Origin of the sequence: Alteromonas sp. M12, assembly GCF_037478005.1 — a bacterium.
Classification (GTDB): Bacteria; Pseudomonadota; Gammaproteobacteria; order Enterobacterales; family Alteromonadaceae; genus Aliiglaciecola; species Aliiglaciecola lipolytica_A.
Genome location: NZ_CP144164.1, coordinates 630,777 through 650,890, shown reverse-complemented (window position 1 = coordinate 650,890; position 20,114 = coordinate 630,777). Strand labels below are relative to the sequence as shown.

Here is a 20,114-nt window from a genome sequence, read left to right as displayed (position 1 = left end):
CTCAATCAGAGCAAACTAGTCGTTCTGCTCTTCTAACTCGATATTGATACCCAATGAGCGGATTTCTTTCAACAATACGTTGAAGGATTCCGGCATACCAGGTTCCATACGATGATCGCCATCCACAATGTTTTTATACATTTTGGTACGGCCATTAACGTCATCGGATTTCACAGTTAGCATTTCTTGCAAGGTATAAGCGGCACCGTATGCTTCTAGTGCCCACACTTCCATCTCTCCGAAACGCTGTCCACCAAATTGAGCTTTACCACCCAATGGTTGCTGTGTAACCAAGCTGTAAGAACCAGTTGAACGTGCATGCATTTTGTCATCAACCAAGTGGTTAAGTTTCAGCATATACATGTAACCTACGGTTACAGGACGTTCAAATGCGCGGCCAGTACGACCGTCAAACAACGTGATTTGTCCGCTTTCTGGAATATCAGCCAACAGTAACAAGTCTTTAATTTCTCGTTCCGTTGCACCATCAAATACAGGCGTTGCGATAGGTACACCTTTACGCAAGTTTTCAGCAAGACGTCTAACTTCATCATCTGTAAAGCTTTCAATGTCTACAACTTGATGGGATTTACCTGAGTTATACACTTCTGTTAAGAAGCTTCTTAACTTAGTTAATTCTTCTTGCTCTTTGATCATGCGATCAATCTTCACACCCAAACCGTGAGCAGCCATGCCCAGGTGAGTTTCAAGAATCTGACCGATGTTCATCCGCGAAGGTACACCAAGTGGGTTAAGTACGATGTCTACAGGAGTTCCGTTTGCATCGTAAGGCATATCTTCCACTGGTTGGATAGTCGAGATAACACCTTTGTTACCGTGACGTCCGGCCATTTTATCACCAGGCTGGATATGACGTTTAACCGCCAAGTAAACTTTAACAATCTTCAACACACCCGGCGCTAAGTCATCACCTTGAGTGATTTTGCGACGTTTGATTTCAAACTTGTTATCGAAATCAAGTTTGATTTCACTGTGTTGTTCAGCGATTTGATCAAGTTCTAACTGTGCATCTTCATCTTGTAGCGTAAGGTCGAACCATTTTTCACGAGGCATACTGTCAAGCTTAGCTTGATCAATACCATTGCGAAGCAATAGGTTAGTCGCTCGCGCAAAGATACCGTCGGCTAAAATACCGAACTCATCACCCAAGTCTTTTTTGACTTGACGTAATTGCATATCTTCAATCTCAAGAGCACGTTTATCTTTTTCAACACCATCACGGGTGAAAACTTGAACGTCAATAACTGTACCGTGAACAGAGTTAGGTACACGCAAAGAAGTATCTTTAACGTCTGACGCTTTTTCACCGAAGATGGCTCTTAAAAGTTTTTCTTCTGGCGTAAGCTGGGTTTCACCTTTAGGGGTTACTTTACCAACTAAGATATCGCCACCTTTTACTTCGGCGCCGATATAGACCACACCTGACTCATCCAGTTTTCCAAGAGCAGATTCACCAACGTTTGGTATATCAGCACTTATCTCTTCAGGACCAAGCTTAGTATCACGAGCAATACAGCTTAGTTCTTGAATATGGATAGTTGTGAAGCGATCTTCTTGGGCTACACGCTCAGAAATAAGGATTGAATCCTCAAAGTTATAACCATTCCAAGGCATAAATGCGATACGCATATTTTGACCCAATGCCAACTCACCTAAATCAGTGGAAGGACCATCGGCCAATACGTCACCAGTAACAATAGGGTCACCTACATTACAAGTTGGTTTTTGGTTAATACATGTATTCTGGTTTGAACGGGTGTATTTAGTAAGGTTGTAGATATCAATACCTGCTTCGCCAGCAGCCATTTCTTCTTCATTAACCTTAATAACTATGCGACTCGCATCAACATAATCAACAGTACCACCGCGTTTAGCGATAATAGTTACACCTGAATCTACAGCAACCGTTTTTTCCATACCTGTTCCAACTAAAGGCTTATCAGCTTTTAGAGTTGGTACAGCTTGACGTTGCATGTTTGCACCCATCAATGCGCGGTTAGCATCATCGTGTTCCAAGAACGGGATGATTGATGCCGCAACAGATACGATTTGCTGTGGAGAAACATCCATATACTTGATGTCTTCAATTTGCATCAAAGTAGTCTCACCACGGTAGCGGCAAGGGATAAGTTCTTCAGTCAGTTTACCATCATCGTCTAAAACAACGTTTGCCTGTGCGATTGCGAATTGACCTTCTTCGATAGCAGAAAGGTAATCGATATCGTCAGTAACAACGCCGTCAACAATTTTACGATAAGGAGTTTCAAGGAAACCAAAGTCATTGGTACGAGCAAAACTCGAAAGCGAGTTAATCAAACCGATGTTTGGACCTTCAGGAGTTTCAATTGGACAAACACGACCATAGTGAGTCGGATGTACGTCCCGTACTTCAAAACCTGCGCGTTCACGAGTTAAACCACCTGGGCCTAATGCAGAAATACGACGTTTGTGCGTCACTTCTGAAAGCGGGTTGTTTTGGTCCATGAACTGAGATAATTGGCTAGAGCCAAAGAACTCTTTAACTGCCGCTGAGATTGGCTTAGCGTTAATCAAATCCTGTGGCATTATCGCATCAAGGTCGCCTAAACTTAAGCGCTCTTTAACTGCACGTTCAACACGTACTAAGCCAACACGGAATTGATTTTCTGCCATTTCACCAACAGAACGGATACGACGGTTACCTAAGTGATCGATATCATCCACTTCATCTTTACCATCACGGATGGTAATCAATTGCTTCATTACTGCAATGATATCTTTTTTATCTAGCGTACCTTCGCCAATCAGTTCTTCACGACCTAGACGGCGGTTAAACTTCATTCTACCTACAGCTGACAAATCATAACGATCATCAGAGAAGAATAAGTTACCAAATAAGGTTTCAGCAGCGTCTTTAGTTGGTGGCTCACCAGGACGCATCATACGATAAATCTCAACCAAAGCCTCTAAGCGATTGGAAGAACTATCAATACGTAGCGTGTCTGAAATGTATGCACCGTGATCCAATTCATTAATATAAAGAGTATCAAATGAGTCAATTTTTGATTCTAGTAACGCTTCAAGTGTTTCCACTGTCAATTCGTCATTAGCATTAACAATTACTTCACCCGTTTCTTCATTAATGTGATCTTTAGCGATAACACGACCAACTAGGAACTCAGCAGGAACTTCAAGCTCTGTCACTTTTGCTTTTTCAAGAGCACGAGTATGACGAGCAGAAATACGACGACCGGTTTCTACTAGAACATTTCCTTCGCCATCTAGGATGTCAAACTGTGCAGTTTCACCACGTAGACGCTCAGGAACGATGTCCATCATGAATTTTTCATCCACTATTTTGATAAGATCTTTATCAAAGAACTCATCAAGAATTTCTTCAGTGGGCATTTCCAATGCACGTAACATGATAGTCGCAGGTAATTTACGGCGACGATCGATACGAACATATAAATTATCTTTCGGGTCAAATTCGAAGTCTAACCAAGAACCACGGTAAGGAATAACACGTGCGTTATAAAGCACTTTACCTGATGAGTGTGTTTTTCCTTTATCATGATCGAAGAAAACACCAGGTGAACGGTGAAGTTGAGACACGATAACGCGCTCAGTTCCATTGATCACAAAAGTACCGTTTTCGGTCATGAGTGGTATTTCACCCATGTAAACTTCTTGCTCTTTGATATCCTTAACCGTTCCAGGAGCGGCTTCTTTATCGAACAACACAAGACGAAGCTTAACCCTAAGTGGCGCAGAATAAGTTACACCACGGATTTGACATTCTTTAACGTCAAAAACAGGCTCACCTAAACGGTAGCTCACATATTGTAATTCAGAATTACCTGAATAACTTTTTATGGGAAAAACTGATCTAAATGCAGCTTCTAGTCCATAATGGCCGTCAACATCGATGTCGATAAACTTCTTAAAAGAATCGAGCTGGATTGAAAGAAGGTAAGGTATCTCTAATACCTGCGGGCGTTTGCCAAAATCCTTACGGATACGTTTCTTTTCGCTATTGGAGTAAACCATGGGTTCCTCAGCATTCTGATTTTTGACCCAACTTGCCTAGTAAAGCGCTTTTACTAAACAAACTTCAAGCACCCTTTGGGCGCGATCTTCAAGCATACACCAATTTTTCTAAAGTTTTAACACTTAACTTATTGGTTTTATGTCACTTTTAATCACGGTTGCGCATCAATTCGAAGGATAGTTCTAAAGGGTATAAATGCCCTATCCTACAGCGCAAAAAGGCTGGTGATTAAATAATCACCAGCCCGAGCCTTTTCAGGCAAGCAATCTGCCAACAGACAAATTACTTAAGTTCCACTTCTGCGCCAGCTGCTTCAAGTTCAGCTTTAAGTGCTTCAGCTTCTTCTTTAGCCAAACCTTCTTTGATAGCTTTAGGTGCTGATTCAACAACATCTTTAGCTTCTTTAAGACCTAGGCCAGTTGCGCCACGTACTGCTTTGATAACAGCAACTTTGTTAGCGCCAAATGAAGTCATTACAACGTCAAATTCTGTTTGCTCTGCAGCAGCTTCAGCAGCTACAGCAGGACCAGCAACAGCAACAGCCGCTGCAGCAGAAACGTTGAATTTTTCTTCAGCTGCTTCGATTAACTCTACCAATTCCATAACTGGCATTTCAGCAATCGCGTTTAATATATCATCTTTAGTTAGAGCCATTTTCTCTAAACTCCTGGGGTTATTAGTTGTTAAAAAATTTAATGCCAAACACGAAAATTATTTTTCGTCTTTGATCGCCGCCAATACACGCACAAACTTGCCTGGAACTTCGTTGATTGTACGAACGAATTTCTCGGCTGGTGCTTTGAAGGTAGCAAGTAATTTTGCTAGAGCTTCGTCGCGAGTCGGAAGTGAAGCAACTGCGTCCAATTTTTCAGGACCCAATAAACCACTGCCGATTGAAAGTGCAGTTACTTTAAGCTTGTCATTTCCTTTACTAAAATCTTTGAATAGACGTGCTGCACCGCCAGGTGCGTCTATTGAAAATCCGTAAATTAGAGGACCAGTTAAAGCTTCTTCAATATCAGAAAACTTACTGTCTGCTAAACCACGTTTTGCAAGTGTATTACGTACTACTTTAACGTATACGCCTTGCTCACGAGCTTTAACACGCAGGTCAGTCAGTTCTGAAACTTCCATCCCACGGTATTCAGCGACGGCAACGGATAGAGCTCGAGATGCAACTTCACTTACTTCTGCTACGATCTCTTTTTTTGCTGCTAAACCTAGTGCCACTGAGTTCACCTCTTGTTAACTGAATGCAATTTCATAATGATTTCACATTCAGAGTTCCAGATTGATAAACCGTTGAATACTGCCAAACAATATTCGCTGATTTACCGCTCTACGGTGTTCGTTTCCCCAGAGAGTCTGAGTCGAAACCACCGTCTGCGCAGGCATTTTACGTATTAAGCGAAATATTTAATGTAGGTGCTCTCTTACTTCACCTACTATTTCGCACCTGCGGTCTTGGACGGGAGCATGATTTTTAACTTAGTTAAAAACAGCTCCAACCCATAACCTTTAGAGAGATGAGCAATTGCTCATAAGCCAATTAAGATAACTGAGTTATCTAATTGGTAATTTATTTCAAGCCTAGGCTTACTGGATCAAGTGTTACGCCAGCACCCATTGTGGTACTAAGGCTAACTTTCTTGAAGTAAGCACCTTTAGCAGAAGAAGGTTTAGCTTTCTTCAATGCTTCTAGCAAGGCATCAAGGTTTTCTTGAATCTGGTTTGCTTCAAAAGCGATTTTACCAATGCTTGCATGGATAATTCCGTTTTTGTCGTTTCTGTAACGAACTTGACCAGCTTTTGCATTTTTAACAGCAGTTGCTACGTCTGGAGTCACAGTGCCAGTTTTAGGGTTAGGCATAAGTCCACGAGGACCTAAGATTTGACCCAACTGACCTACAACGCGCATTGCATCTGGAGAAGCAACTACTACGTCAAAGTTCATTTCGCCTTTCTTGACTAGCTCAGCAAGATCTTCCATACCAACGATGTCAGCACCAGCTTCTTTAGCTGCTTCTGCGTTAGCGCCTTGAGTAAATACTGCTACGCGAACGTCTTTACCAGTTCCGTTTGGAAGCACAGTTGCTCCACGTACGTTTTGGTCAGATTTACGAGCATCAATACCAAGGTTAACTGAAACATCTACACTTTCAGCAAACTTTGCAGTAGCTAATTCTTTCAACAAAGCAACAGCTTCATTAATTTCGTATTCTTTAGTTGCGTCAACTTTCTCGCGAATAGTGCGCATACGTTTAGTTAATTTAGCCATGTCTTATCCCTCTACTACCAAGCCCATGCTGCGAGCAGAGCCAGCGATGGTACGAACAGCTGCATCAAGATCGGCTGCAGTCAGGTCAGGTTCTTTAGTTTTTGCAATTTCTTCCAATTGCGCGCGCGTCACCTTACCCACTTTTTCAGTGTTAGGACGGCCAGAACCACTCTTAATACCAGCTGCTTTCTTCAATAAGAAAGACGCAGGTGGAGTTTTGGTTTCAAAGGTAAATGAACGGTCTTCATATACAGTGATAACTACTGGAACTGGAGCACCTTTTTCAAGGCTGTCTGTAGCTGCGTTAAACGCTTTACAGAATTCCATGATGTTAACACCTTTAGCACCTAGTGCAGGACCAACAGGTGGACTTGGGTTAGCAGAACCAGCTGCAACCTGAAGCTTAATTAAGCCTGTGATTTTTTTAGCCATTATCTCTCTCTCAAATTTGGGTCTATCGCCTCGCAAAACATAGAGATTGTTTGCTCAATCGGCTTCCCATAAAAATTAACGGTCGCGAATTATAGATTACATATTCGGGCTACGCAACACTTATATACGGATATTTAATTATTTAAGTCATTCTGACAGAATTATTTTTAGCAGATGGGCGCTACTAACAATTTATGAATCGAGAATTTACTGTTTATCTTTCACGCTTTGCTGTTTGGAAAAAAATACCTTTTTGGCTTGATACATCTCGATCAACCGCTTTTTTAGTGCTGGTTCCCGTTCAATCAATTTTTCAGCATAGGCTAGTGACGCTTGTTTCTCTTGTTGAACCTGCATTGCAACATCATCATCAGAAGGTAAAGCCGCCGATGCGCGCATCGCGATTTCAGTTAACTGTGTTTTCTTGGCTAAAAAATACTGGGGGTAACAAGCTCTTTGAGTAATCCGGCCCGCACCTTGTTTTCGCTCTCGTTTACATTTCACTTTAAATTTAGGGTTATCGACTAGATCATTGTAGTAATCGTAAAATTCAAGTTCTGTTTTAACCATTTGTTGGCGATAGAAATATAATGGTTTAGTGCCAACAACTTCGATCTGCTCAACTCTTCGTTGTGGCTCTGGCTGGCTGCTTACTTGAGCAAATAAGGTGGCGCTTTGTACGAAGCTAACACAGAGTATGATGCATATGTTTACAATGCACTTTTTTAGCTGCATAAAAATAATTCCCTTTATTAAGAATGCTCATGAAATGAAATAATATATTGAATGCCAAACTTAACGTTTTAAGTAAAACAAAACAAGCCTACACCGCTTAATTGGTTGGCTATGGAAATGATAATGTAAGAGCTTAAATGGCTAACTTACATCGTGAAAAATTTACATAGACAAATATCATTTTTACTAAACATACGCAGCCTGCTGTTAAACCTAAATTATTTAAGTAGAACAAAAATCATCGCTGAATTGCTCTGGAAGCCCTAGAAATTCTCACCTTAACGAAAAAAAACAGCACAGTGTTTCCGATTTGATACAGTGGCTACACATCGCTGCTTACCGACCTTTTCAATTATTACCAGAGCTCTTTGCACAAGGTGTCTGTTTTAACAGACATTAAACCAAGGTATAGAATACATTCTTTGCCAAAACTTCCTTTTTAACGCCTCTTTAAACTCTCTTTGGAATCAGCAAGAAATAAAAACACCATTAAAAACAATAATATAAGATAATCAAAAGCAGAATCCGATTTTAAAAATGGGTATCACCATTTTTCTGGCCTACTTTCTGCTTCTTACTTAATTATTGAGTATCAAGTTTCATTATTCCCCGGGCCGTTTGTGCAAATTAGTTAAAGACACTTAACAGTGTACAGCTTGATTCTAAACGGCGAAAAAAATAATCATAGGAAGGATAAAAATGTTAAAGCTGGTTGCGAATAAGACCAAAAGAAGAAGTAATAAGCATACATCCACAAAGGTATCTTTGTGGTTTTGCGTTGGTTTAATGCTCCCTAGTAGTTTACTCCTCCCCTCCCAACTAGCGACAGCTCAACAGCCGGTGAGCGCAGAAAAACCTGAAGGTGTTATCACTAAGCCTGATGTAGACAAAATTACATTTGAAATGGTTAAAGGTCAGGCTAAAAAACTATCCGCAGAAGAATATCAAAAACGCTCTACTGAACTGCCTAAAGAATTGGCAACTATGACTTATAGTGAGTATCGAAATATACGCTTCAACCCTCAAAAGGCAATCTGGAAAGACAAGTCAAATTTCGAATTGCAACTATTCCACCCAGGTTTCCTTTACAAAAGTCCAGTGATGCTGCGCTTAGTAGATAGTAATGCTGGAAGCAACACTGTTACCTTTAAGGGAGATAAGTTCATTTATGAAAATGAAGCTTTGCCACTGCAAGGTATCGCGCCTCCTGATGCTGGTTTTGCTGGGTTTCGGGTTCATTACCCCTTAAACACTCCACAATATAAAGATGAATTAGCGGTTTTCTTAGGGGCATCGTACTTTAGGATTGTCGGTCCAGGGCAGGTATATGGAATATCAGCACGAGGATTAGCTATCAATACAGCTCATTCCTCTGGTGAAGAATTTCCTGAATTTACTCGTTTTTGGGTAATTGAGCCTAAAGAAGAAGCCGAAAATTTAATTATTTATGCTTTATTAGAGAGTAAATCGGTAACAGGCGCTTATCGTTTCGAACTTACCGCAGGACTTAACACTGAAGTAAAAGTTAACAGCCAAATATATGCTCGTACTGACGTTGAAAAGCTTGGTGTTGCTCCGTTAACAAGCATGTTGTTGTCTAGTGAAACGACCACTAGGTATTTTGACGATTTCAGACCAGAAGTTCACGACTCCGACGGTTTGTTAATGATCAACTCTCAAGGCGAACAAATATGGCGCCAGCTTAACAACCCAAAAACCTTACAAGTAACCTCAATGCAAGACACCCAACCTAAAGGCTTTGGTTTATTACAACGGGATATTGATTTTGCACATTATTCAGATATCGAAGCGAACTATCACAATCGTCCAGGCATCTGGGTAAAACCAGACAATAATTGGGGAGCAGGTCGCTTAGAGCTTGTGGAAATACCAACGAATTCAGAAACCAATGACAACATCGTAAGTTACTGGGTACCAGATGAGCCTTTTAAGAAAGGCCAAACACGAGAATTTAATTACACCTTGAGCACGGTTTCTGGAGATTTGAAACAAAGTAACCTTGCCACCGTTGTTCGCGCAATGAATAGCTGGGCAGCTTTGCCAGGTGAGAACAATCCTGCGGATAAAAGTGTACGTAAAATTATCGTCGACTTTTCTGCGAATCAATTAACAAATTTAACTCAAAACGTTCCTATCCAAGCTGATTTACAAGTAAGTGGCGGCAAATATGACGAATTGATTGTCAGTCAACTACCTGACAAAAAAAGCTGGAGAGTGTCGTTTACACTGACTGCTGACCAAGATAGAGCCGTGGACATGAGATTATCACTGTCTCTGAGAGGCAAGCCTATTAGTGAAGTGTGGAACTATGTTTGGAGTCGAAATGAAATCGAATAATCATCAAGAGGGAGTTCACATGTCTACTTCTACGAATGAACACTTTATTAAAGCATCCGCAAAAACAGCACGTAAATATAGCTATGCGTTTTTGGTACTTGCCACCGCCATCGTAGGCGGATGGGCGATGACTGATATATTTTCAGTAGATGGATTTACGGCTATAGAAATAGTTTTGCTGTTCCTATTTACCCTAACCTTTGTTTGGATTTCAGCGGCATTTTGGAGCGCGATTATAGGTTTTACCCTGCTTATGTTGCGAAGAGATCCTGTAACCCTCAAACAAGCGCTGCGCAAAAATCAGGCAGGCAGTCTGGACCCAAACCAGCGTCAGGCGATTATAATGCCGGTCTATAATGAAGATACCAACCGCATAATGTCTGGCTTTGAAGCATGTATTAAGGAAATCGAAAAATCGGGGAGTTTACAATATTTTGATTTTTACATGTTAAGTGACACCCAACAGAAACCGCTGATTGAAGCCGAACTAGTGGCATGGAATAAATTGACCGCAAGAATGGGTAATGAGGTTGCCTCACACATGTTCTATCGCCGTCGGGAAAAGAATGTAAATCGTAAAGTAGGGAATGTTGCAGATTTTTGCGAACGTTGGGGAGCCAACTATCAATCCATGATTGTGTTAGATGCAGACAGCCTAATGACTGCTGAGAGCATGCTTACGTTGGTGAAAACCCTGCAGAGCAATCCTAAAGCAGGGCTTATTCAAACGGTTCCAATTCCGATTAGACAAAACACACTTTTCGGACGTTTTTTACAATTCGCTTCTAGTTTGTATTGCCCTACTTTAGCTGCAGGCCAGGCATTTTGGCAAACAGACACTGCCAATTATTGGGGACACAATGCAATTATTCGGATTGATGCTTTTATGGCGTCCTGTGGTTTACCGCATCTTCCGGGTGACGTCCCCTTTGGTGGGGAAATCTTAAGCCATGATTTTGTTGAAGCTGCGCTACTAAGGCGAGCTGGTTGGCATGTCTATCTATTAGCTGACCTAGAAGGTAGTTATGAAGAGGTACCGAGTAATATCATTGACTATGCAACCCGCGATCGACGTTGGGTTCAAGGCAACCTACAACATTTGGGATTACTCCGAACGGAAGGCTTGCAAAATATCAGTAAATTACATTTTGTATTAGGTGCATTCGCTTACGTTTCTTCATTAGTATGGTTTGTTTTGCTGTTGCTCAGCACCATAGACGCCACCGTTAGGGCTGCTTCTGATGATGTGTTTTTCACCGCACCTCATCAATTATTTCCAGCGTGGCCAGTAGATAAATCAGATTCCATATTTGCATTACTTTTCGCAACCGCATTACTACTTATAGGACCTAAATTCTTGAGCCTAATCCATGCTCTTGTATACCGTCGGTACGAGTTTGGTGGTGCACTAACGTTAGTGATTAGTACATTGATAGAGATAGTAGTCGCAATTGTAATCGCGCCTTTGATGATGGCATATCACGCCTACTTTGTGTTGAATGCGCTGGCAGGGAAAAACGTAAGTTGGAATGCGCAAAGTCGAGAAGGCAGAACTGTACCTTGGTCCGAAGCAATAAAACGTACCTGGGCTGCTACAACGCTAGCAATTCTTTGGGGTGCATTGACTTGGTATCTGACCCCACTATTGTTTTGGTGGTTAGCGCCAGTGTTACTTGGATTGATTCTGGGTGCGCCAATCATTCATTACTCGAGTAGTTTAAAGCTCGGGATTATGTCACGTAAATACGGCGTCTTCATTTGTCCTTGTGAGGTGATTGAACAGCCTGTAACCAAAAGCTTGAGGTTGAGTCTAAGCAATTTGGATAAACAGAGTCGATATAACAAAACGGTACCTGAACTACCGCCAGAAAGATGGACCAGTATGCCGATTCAAGAACTCAGACCGACTAAAAAAGCGGGTCTTAAACACGGGCAATCAATTACAAACGAATAACCTCTTTGAAACTCAATTAAAGTTTCACCCCACAAACTTAATTTTGTGGGTTTTTTTTTACCTATTAATAATCAATTCCTGTCGATAAGATCTGTTGGCCAGACTTTAGCCGCGCCCAAGAACACAATAGCTCCACGGGCTGAAGCCTGAAGAATCCCCACAGTAAAAAGAAGTAAGTGCTTGAAATTTGGTATTATATATTTCACCACAAAACAAAAATAACCAAACTCAAGCACTATGAAGCTATTATCAGATTTATTTACCTTAGATTCAAACGTTTTAGATCCGCGTATTACCACCTCACTGTTTACCGCTGCTAAAAGCCTCATAAATGGCTCTGAATTAACCTTAACAGCGATGGGAAGAAATGCGGCTTGTGACACTGGTGGCATTGAAAAGCACAGTATTAAACGGATTGACCGACTGTTGGGAAATCCTCGACTACACCGGGTTATTCCTCGCTATTATCAAATCATACAAAACTTGTTTATCACGGAAAAACATCCGTTAATTCATATTGACTGGTCAACGGTGTACAACTACAACTTTGTGATGTTAAGAGCAGCTATCTCCATTAAAGGTCGGGCGATTACGTTGTATGAAGAGGTGCATCCTGAGGAGCAACATGCTCAGCCGATGATTCAGAAACGTTTTTTAGCTAGGTTAGCTAAACTCTTACCGAGTGACTGCCAACCGATTATTTGCACAGATGCCGGGTTTAAAATACCTTGGTTTAAGGAAGTGAGCCGACTCAACTGGTATTGGTTGGCAAGAACCCGCGGCAGTGTGAAATGTAAATTGGCGACGGAAAATCAATGGCGCTACGTAAGTGATTATCATACTCGAGCCTCTTCTAAGGCCATGGAGCTTCCCATTTGTACTTTATCGAAAAGAAGTCAGTATTCGTGTCGAGGCGTTTTATTCAAAGGGAAAAACAAACAACGACATAATGTAAATAGAAAAGGGGTGGTGACCAAAGACAATATTAATAAGCGTCATAGCAAGTCCGCCAAAGAGCCTTGGTTCTTAGTCTCCAACCTTCCGCAAAATCAATTCGGAGCGAATAAGCTTGTCCATTTATATTCACGTAGAATGGCCATTGAAGAATCGTTTAGAGATTGTAAAAATGAATACTATGGACTGGGATTATCCCGTAGTTTAAGTCGCTGTGAAAAACGTCTGCAAGTCATTTTACTCTTAGCCATGATGGTACAATTCTATCTATACTGTGTGGGTAAAGCGGCAGAAGCCCAGGGCTATCACCGCCATTTCCAAGCAAACACCATCACGAGCCGGCGCGTACTATCTTACGGGTATTTAGCTCTGAGACTGCTCAAGCATTCTCGGTTTTATCTAAATGAGAACATGCTCAAAGCATCCATCGAAGCCCTAGTGGAGGATGCAAAATGTTGATGCCGCTGTGGGGATCCCTCAGGCTGAAGCCCGTGCTACAAGGCATTTAGGCGTATTCCTTAAGCCACAAAACCATACCATCCCTGTAGGCGGGTGCTTTAGCCACGCAGAGCCACAAAACCATACCATCCCTGTAGGCGGGTGCTTTAGCCCCGCAGAGCCACAAAACCATACCATCCCTGTAGGCGGGTGCTTTAGCCCCGCAGAGCCACAAAACCACCCCATCCCTGTAGGCGGGTGCTTTAGCCCCGCGAATAGCACACATTAAATACCATGGCCTAAAAACCATGCTACATAGGCTTTTGTGCTTTTCTCGAGGCAAAAAAAAAGATGCCTATTTAGACATCTTTGTTTTAATTTCTTCGGCGCCATCCTTGGCGCTGGATTCCAGCCTGGTATCTTGAGTGCAGAACTCTGGGGCTAATATACTAAAACCATACTGACCCGTCCTTGGTATTACGTCCAGCCCGCACGTCCTTGAGCGGTCGTGCAGCTGGACGGAGCTTCGCTCCTAATAAAACCAGCTTTACCCATGTCGGTCGTTCAGTCGGCCAAAGCTTCTTCGAAGCTAAAAATTCTGGGAATATTAAACTAAAAAAGACGACCTATAGTCGTCTCTTCGTGCACATCCTGTGGCTGGGTTCCAGCCCGACATCCATGTCGGTCGTTCAGCAAGCTGCGAAACTTCGTTTCGGTCTTGCTTCACCCTTTTTCGACTTGGCCGAACTCTAGTTCTACCGGAGTTGAACGACCGAAAATAAGTACTGATACTTTCAAGCGGCTCTTTTCGTAATCGACTTCTTCGACAACGCCGTTGAAATCTGCGAAAGGACCATCGGTAACACGAACCACTTCGCCTGGTTCGAATAATGTTTTTGGTTTTGGCTTGTCTACTGATTCTTCCAAACGATTAAGAATAGCATCTGCTTCTTTCTTAGAAATAGGCATTGGACGATCTGAAGTACCACCAATGAAACCTAACACTCTTGGAACACTTTTAACCAAGTGCCATGAGTCTTCGTTCATTTCCATTTCTACCAGTACATAGCCTGGGAAAAATTTGCGTTCACTTTTGCGTTTTTGGCCAGCTCGCATTTCAACAACTTCTTCGGTAGGTACTAATATTTCACCGAAATAATCTTCCATACCGTTCATTTTGATATGTTCAACTAACGTCTTTTGAACACGTCCTTCATAACCAGAAAATGCTTGTACTACATACCATTTTTTATCAGACATGACTTACACTCCTAAACCGGTAACAAAAGACACGACTTCCACAATACCCATGTCTAAAAGATAAAGAACGATAGACATAAAAGCGGTAGCAGCCAAAACTATCAAAGTAGTGGTAGTTGCTTCTTGTCTTGTGGGCCAAACAACTTTACGCACTTCGACTCGAGATTCTTTTGCAAAAGTTAAGAATGAACTTCCTTTAACCGTGCTGCTGGCAATAAAGCCGGCAATCACCACCAATGCCACAGCACCAAGTGCACGATAAAGCACAGAAATTTCCTGATAATAGGTATTTGCGGCTATCACTCCGCCCAAAATCAAGACGACTACCAACCATTTGAGCATATCCAATGAATTGGATGGTGATTCTGCTTTTTCGCTCATATTCTTACTTCCGTAATAAATACTGGTCAATTATGTTTCAACTAAACCAGTATGTTTAAATTCAAATTTATGTGATTTGACAAAATTGGCAGGGGTGGAGGGATTCGAACCCCCAACCATCGGTTTTGGAGACCGCTGTTCTACCAATTGGAACTACACCCCTAACAAATTTCAGTTACACCATCTTTGTGATTTGAACCAATTTTTTATTGGAAAATTTGGAGTCACACAAGGAGGGACGCGTATTATACTCATTGAGCCGCGCTATTCAAGTAAAAATGAATTCCGACAAGCGGAAAATAGCAGTGGAGCTAGCAACTATTAATCGTCGCTATTCTTTGGCTTCACTTAATCCATACCCAAGGGCTACTAAAAGTTATTTTAGTTTGAGGTTAAATAAGCCGCCTTGCTAGACGGCCTATTTGATTTTTAATGGATATTTAAGGTTGAACTTCCATCGTCAATGTTAAATTCGAAAATGTGCTGTAAGCGCGAATACCCACATACCAAGTACCTGTTTGCGGTGAATTAAACGAACAGCTTTCAGTATTGCCATTTTGGTATGGTCGACAATCATAACTACCGGTAGTTGGGTTACTACCATATCGAACATAGAGATCGGCATCACCGCTGCCGCCATTGGTACTCACATCCAACACTGATGAACCCGCTGGAACTTCTACTGTGTAATACACCCAATTACGACGTGATGCGGAAATATCTTCAATTACAGTTAACGAGCCATCATTTCCTCCACCACCTGCTGATTCAGTATAATCAGCTTGTATGGACACACCAGAATAAGCACTGTAACCAATTATTTTAACGTAATAGGTACCAGCTTGAACCGGATCTACACTGCAAGATTCATTATTACCACCTAGGTAGGGTCTGCAATCATAACTATTTGTGGATGGTTCAGTTGCATATTTAACATACAAATCAGCATCTCCAGAGCCACCACTCATAGAGAAAACCAAATCGCTTGCTCCTTCAGGGATATCAATGCTGTAAAGTAGTTCAGAATTAGACGCGCCAGATAACCCGGTCACCGCAGTTCCGTTAATTAGTACATTCCCTCCTGGATCTCCACCACCATTGCCACTGCAATTTGCAGCTAAATAGTCTGACGCTGCTTTCGCTTGCACTAAACCATAGCCCGTTTGGTTATCCCGTCCGGTCGACTCCAAATCAAAAGCCGTCGCGCCTAACGCGCTGCGTACTTGGGAAGCACTACAACTGGGGTTATTAGCCCAGACCAAAGCTGCTACCCCAGCAACATGTGGACTCGCCATAGAAGTTCCGTTGTAGTAGGCGTAATCCGTATTACCTAACACCTGTAACGTAGCCGATGTGCCTGCCGCTGCAATTAATTGCTGACCAAGAGTTCGATTGACCGACACTGTTGGCACTGTAATTTGACTACTGTCATCTACCAAAAATGGATTTTGCAATCCAGGACGCTCGGCATTGCTATAAATCACAATCCCCGCCGCTCCCGCATTATCGCAAGCTAATGCCGCGTTAATTTCAGGATAAGTACTGCCCGCTTGATTGTCTGCACGCTCTACAACACAAATTTTGTTGCTCATATTTGAGCAACTGAAACTACCGCTACTGCTGGTACTACAGGCTCCTATCACTCCAGAAACTGAACCGTTAATATTATTGATTGCGTAACTTCCGCCACTAACAATATAGCGTGACGGCGGTAAAACTCGGTCATCTCCTAGTGTCGTTCCATTGAACGTTAAATAACCCTGCCGCCCATCATTAATACCCACAGTAGAAAGAATCGCTTCCCCTGGTGCAGATAGTTCAACTTGGTTGGTATATTGAGAAAATTCAGCTCTTAAACCTGTTTCATCCACTGCGGCAACAGAGATAACCGAACTATAAGACGCCGGATAAGAGTGACTTGAGTCCCCAGCATTTCCTGCTGCGGCGACTAACAAAACACCATTATTGGCGACGGCGGTAAGACGATTGCTTTCGCTTGTAGAAGAACCGGCACCACCCAATGACATATTGACTACATCCGCACCATTTGCCTCACAGGTTTCAACCGCATCGGCTAAATCACTAGAGTAACCCCAGCCTGATTCATTAAATACTTTGATGATATGCAGATTAATGTTTTGGTTAGGAAGCACGCCGACAATCCCTTCAGCATTATTAATTCCAGCAATAGTGCCTGCTACATGAGTACCATGAGATCCTCCTGGCACGTACCAATTTCCGGTACCTGAATTATTGCTCCCAGAAACCGAATTAGCACTAAGATCAGGGTTGTTAATGTCATAGCCAGAGTCAATTATACATACCGTTTTGCCACCAGCACTGACATCAGACAACTGATCAGCTTGAACATTAGCAATTCCCCAAGGCTGTGATTGCGCCATTAAATAGCGAATTGGATCAGCTTCAACAGATTCAACCAAAGGGTCTTGCTGCATTTGTAAAATAATGGATTGCATGGCTGCTTTCGACATTCGCTTGTCTAACTTTAAGATTGCCCTTCCCTGTTTATTGGTTTTTACGAAACGCATTTGCTGACCAGTTTTACTGGCTAGCTTAGTTAATAGATTGCTACCCGCAGAGATTTGACCAGGAGCAATTGACAATCCATTATTTATCTCCGACTCTGAACTTAAATCAGTACTGGCCGTTTCTATTTCATGCAAAGTAGTCTGATTTTTAAATTTTACAATTAATCGATCCGTTAGCTGATTATTCAGTTCTGGGTTTTGTGACGCCAACCATTCAGCAAACTGCAAATTTGGAGATGGCTGTGCAGCCATTGTTTGGGTAATACTCATCACAGCTACACCTAAGGCGCTGATGAGAAACTTTTTATTATTCATTCCCGATTTTCCTATTTCTGTCGTTATTTTAATTTTTATTATTTTTAAATTTGTTTAAATATTTACTTAAATTTTAATTGGTTACATAGACCTTCCTCCTTTTTAAAGACATAAGAATTCCGCCCAGGTCTGCTCAGACTGGGTTTAGGATTATATTCAGAAGTTAAATTAGATAAGAGTCGCTAAGTCTTGAATGCCGAAAAGTTCAAAATTCGCTTGTAGATTGCTTTGAGTCGTAGGTTTTTCATGGGCTCGAAATCCTATATTTCTTATTAAAGTGAGACGCTATAAAGTGACTTGAAAAGGCAGATTTAGCTGCTCACTTAATAATCTCAGGTTAAAAACTAACCATACGGTCAACTAAATGCAACCTTTTTTTACCCTTTTTAGGTGGTTTTTTTACCCGTTAAATTAAAAGGTAAAGAAAACAATAAGCTAGGAAAATACAGATTTTGCGCTTTGCTTTTGAGTGAAGGATTGTTTGAAAAAACCGAAATGAAATATAAAAACTCCCAATGCAAAACATCAGGAGTCTTTGATGTAGCTCATCAGGGAGTGCGAATTAATCAACCCCAATAAATCCTCCCGTTTGATGAGACCATAGTTTTGCGTAAATACCATTTTTTGCCAACAGTTCACTGTGGCTACCTGATTCCACGATTTTTCCTTGCTCTAAAACTAACAAACGGTCCATTTGGGCGATGGTGGATAATCTATGGGCAATGGCTAGTACAGTCTTATTCACCATTACTTTGTTTAAGCATTGTTGAATAGCCGCTTCAACTTCTGAATCCAATGCAGAAGTCGCTTCATCTAAAATTAAAATCGGAGCGTCTTTTAACATCACTCTAGCAATTGCAATTCTTTGTCGTTGACCACCAGATAATTTAACGCCTCGCTCACCTACCTGTGCGTCGTACCCGATATTGCCATTCAAGTCAGAAAGCTGCTGAATAAACTCGTCCGCTTCAGCTTGTTTTGCCGCAGTTATCATTTGCTCTTCTGTGGCAGAGGCGCGACCATAAATAATGTTTTCGCGCACAGATCGGTGCAATAAAGACGTATCTTGCGTCACCATACTAATATTGGCTCGCAGGCTTTCCTGCTTAACGTGTTTTATCTCTTGCCCGTCAATGAGAATATTGCCACTTTGCACATCATAAAATCTCAGCAATAAATTGACTAAAGTAGACTTACCCGCCCCAGAGCGTCCCACTAAACCAACTTTTTCACCTGGTTTGATTGAAAGATTCAATTGTTTGAATACATCTATGGGCTTTCCTTCAGGACCTGCATAACCGAAATCAACATTGTTAAACTCAATCGCTCCGCCGCGGACCTGTAAATCAGGGGCATCAGGTACGTCTTGCACAACAACATCATTGGCAAGGGTATTGATCCCATCTTGTACAGTACCGATATTTTCAAATAGTGAAGATACTTCCCACATAATCCATTGCGCCATGCCGTTGAGGCGTAAACACAAGCTAATTGCGACCGCTAAGTCACCTGGGGTTACTAGATGATTCAACCACAAGTAGATAGATAGTGCGCTGACACTAAAAACCAATAGAGCATTAGAAAACCAAACAAACCCATAAAGTGTTGTGACTAAACGCATCTGCGGATAAACCGTATGCAAAAATCCACTCATACCTTCTTTTGCATAGTCTGATTCACGTTGACTGTGGGAAAACAGCTTAACCGTCATAATATTAGTATAACTATCAACGATTCGGCCGGTCATGATTGAGCGCGCATCAGCTTGTTTTTGCGAGACTTTTTTAAGCCGCGGAATAAAGGTCCGCAGAATAATAAAATAAGTCAGTAACCAAATTAACAATGGCACACTCAAACGCCAATCAATCGAAAAAACCAGTACTAAAATACTGATGAAGTAAACACTTACATACACGAAAATATCGAGTGATTTCATCACTGCTTCACGCACAGCCAGTGCGGTTTGCATCACTTTAGTAGCGACACGTCCAGCAAATTCATTTTGGAAAAACCCGATACTTTGACCAAGTAAATATCGATGTGCTTGCCAACGTATCTTCATCGGGTAATTACCCAATAACGTTTGATGGGTCAACAAAGACTGTAATATCACTAAACAAGGTAATATCACTAGAATGACTGTGCCCATCCAGATTAGGCTGCCACTCTCCTGCTGTATAAAGGTTTCCGGATCACGCTCAGACAGCCAATCAACAAGTTGACCGACATAACTAAACAAGGAAACCTCTAAAGCCGCAACAGACGCAGCTAAAATCGATACCGTAAAGATTACAGGCCACATACCTTTAGTGTAATGACGACAAAAAGCAACTAGGGTCTGAGGAGGTTTTGTTGGGTGCTCAACAGGGAACGGTTTTGTCAACCGTTCAAAAAATGAAAACATGCACT

13 protein-coding genes and 1 tRNA gene are annotated in these 20,114 nt (G+C 41.8%); 3 read left to right on the top strand and 11 right to left on the bottom strand.

All coding sequences use genetic code 11. From position 1 onward, the window contains the following. Positions 1-15: 15 nt before the first annotated feature. The 6 genes from rpoB to VUI23_RS02760 all read right to left on the bottom strand — a co-directional run bounded on the left by rpoB (position 16) and on the right by VUI23_RS02760 (position 7,496). Positions 16-4,050 carry a DNA-directed RNA polymerase subunit beta gene (gene rpoB / locus VUI23_RS02785; protein WP_216049826.1) on the bottom strand — a complete coding sequence of 1,345 codons (4,035 nt, stop codon included), beginning with the start codon at positions 4,048-4,050 and terminating at the stop codon, positions 16-18. Between the two features lie 283 nt (positions 4,051-4,333). Next, positions 4,334-4,705 carry a 50S ribosomal protein L7/L12 gene (rplL, locus tag VUI23_RS02780; RefSeq protein ID WP_216049825.1) on the bottom strand — a complete coding sequence of 124 codons (372 nt, stop codon included), beginning with the start codon at positions 4,703-4,705 and terminating at the stop codon, positions 4,334-4,336. Between the two features lie 57 nt (positions 4,706-4,762). Further along, positions 4,763-5,281, bottom strand: a complete 519-nt coding sequence (gene rplJ, locus VUI23_RS02775; RefSeq protein WP_216049824.1) for a 50S ribosomal protein L10 — start codon at positions 5,279-5,281, stop codon at positions 4,763-4,765. Between the two features lie 349 nt (positions 5,282-5,630). Next, positions 5,631-6,329, bottom strand: coding sequence for a 50S ribosomal protein L1 (gene rplA, locus VUI23_RS02770; protein ID WP_216049823.1), 699 nt, complete (start codon positions 6,327-6,329; stop codon positions 5,631-5,633). A gap of 3 nt (positions 6,330-6,332) precedes the next feature. Further along, complete coding sequence (gene rplK, locus VUI23_RS02765; protein ID WP_008845951.1) at positions 6,333-6,761, bottom strand: 50S ribosomal protein L11; 429 nt, start codon at positions 6,759-6,761, stop codon at positions 6,333-6,335. Positions 6,762-6,968: 207 nt separating this feature from the next. Then, a complete protein-coding gene (locus VUI23_RS02760; RefSeq protein ID WP_216049822.1) occupies positions 6,969-7,496 on the bottom strand; it encodes a hypothetical protein in 528 nt (175 codons plus the stop codon). A gap of 699 nt (positions 7,497-8,195) precedes the next feature. Here VUI23_RS02760 and VUI23_RS02755 point away from each other — a divergent pair. The 3 genes from VUI23_RS02755 (at position 8,196) to VUI23_RS02745 (ending at position 13,221) form a co-directional block, all read left to right on the top strand. Continuing rightward, positions 8,196-9,854 carry a glucan biosynthesis protein G gene (locus tag VUI23_RS02755; protein WP_342806736.1) on the top strand — a complete coding sequence of 553 codons (1,659 nt, stop codon included), beginning with the start codon at positions 8,196-8,198 and terminating at the stop codon, positions 9,852-9,854. Between the two features lie 19 nt (positions 9,855-9,873). Continuing rightward, the gene (gene mdoH, locus VUI23_RS02750) at positions 9,874-11,808 is read left to right on the top strand and encodes a glucans biosynthesis glucosyltransferase MdoH (protein WP_342808232.1); all 1,935 of its coding nucleotides are present in this window, start codon (positions 9,874-9,876) and stop codon (positions 11,806-11,808) included. 237 nt (positions 11,809-12,045) lie between these two features. Beyond that, positions 12,046-13,221 carry an IS4 family transposase gene (locus VUI23_RS02745; protein WP_342806734.1) on the top strand — a complete coding sequence of 392 codons (1,176 nt, stop codon included), beginning with the start codon at positions 12,046-12,048 and terminating at the stop codon, positions 13,219-13,221. Positions 13,222-13,923: 702 nt separating this feature from the next. On the opposite strand, the gene nusG is transcribed toward VUI23_RS02745, so the two are convergent. The 5 genes from nusG to VUI23_RS02720 form a co-directional block, all read right to left on the bottom strand. Further along, positions 13,924-14,460, bottom strand: coding sequence for a transcription termination/antitermination protein NusG (nusG, locus tag VUI23_RS02740; RefSeq protein WP_216049818.1), 537 nt, complete (start codon positions 14,458-14,460; stop codon positions 13,924-13,926). Between the two features lie 3 nt (positions 14,461-14,463). Beyond that, complete coding sequence (secE, locus tag VUI23_RS02735) at positions 14,464-14,841, bottom strand: preprotein translocase subunit SecE (RefSeq protein WP_216049817.1); 378 nt, start codon at positions 14,839-14,841, stop codon at positions 14,464-14,466. An 86-nt stretch (positions 14,842-14,927) separates the two neighbouring features. Then, positions 14,928-15,004: transfer RNA gene (locus VUI23_RS02730), tRNA-Trp, on the bottom strand. Positions 15,005-15,281: 277 nt separating this feature from the next. After that, complete coding sequence (locus tag VUI23_RS02725) at positions 15,282-17,705, bottom strand: S8 family serine peptidase (RefSeq protein ID WP_342806732.1); 2,424 nt, start codon at positions 17,703-17,705, stop codon at positions 15,282-15,284. 562 nt (positions 17,706-18,267) lie between these two features. Then, positions 18,268-20,109: an ABC transporter ATP-binding protein gene (locus tag VUI23_RS02720; RefSeq protein ID WP_342806730.1), complete on the bottom strand. Its 1,842-nt coding sequence runs from the start codon at positions 20,107-20,109 to the stop codon at positions 18,268-18,270. Positions 20,110-20,114: the final 5 nt, after the last annotated feature.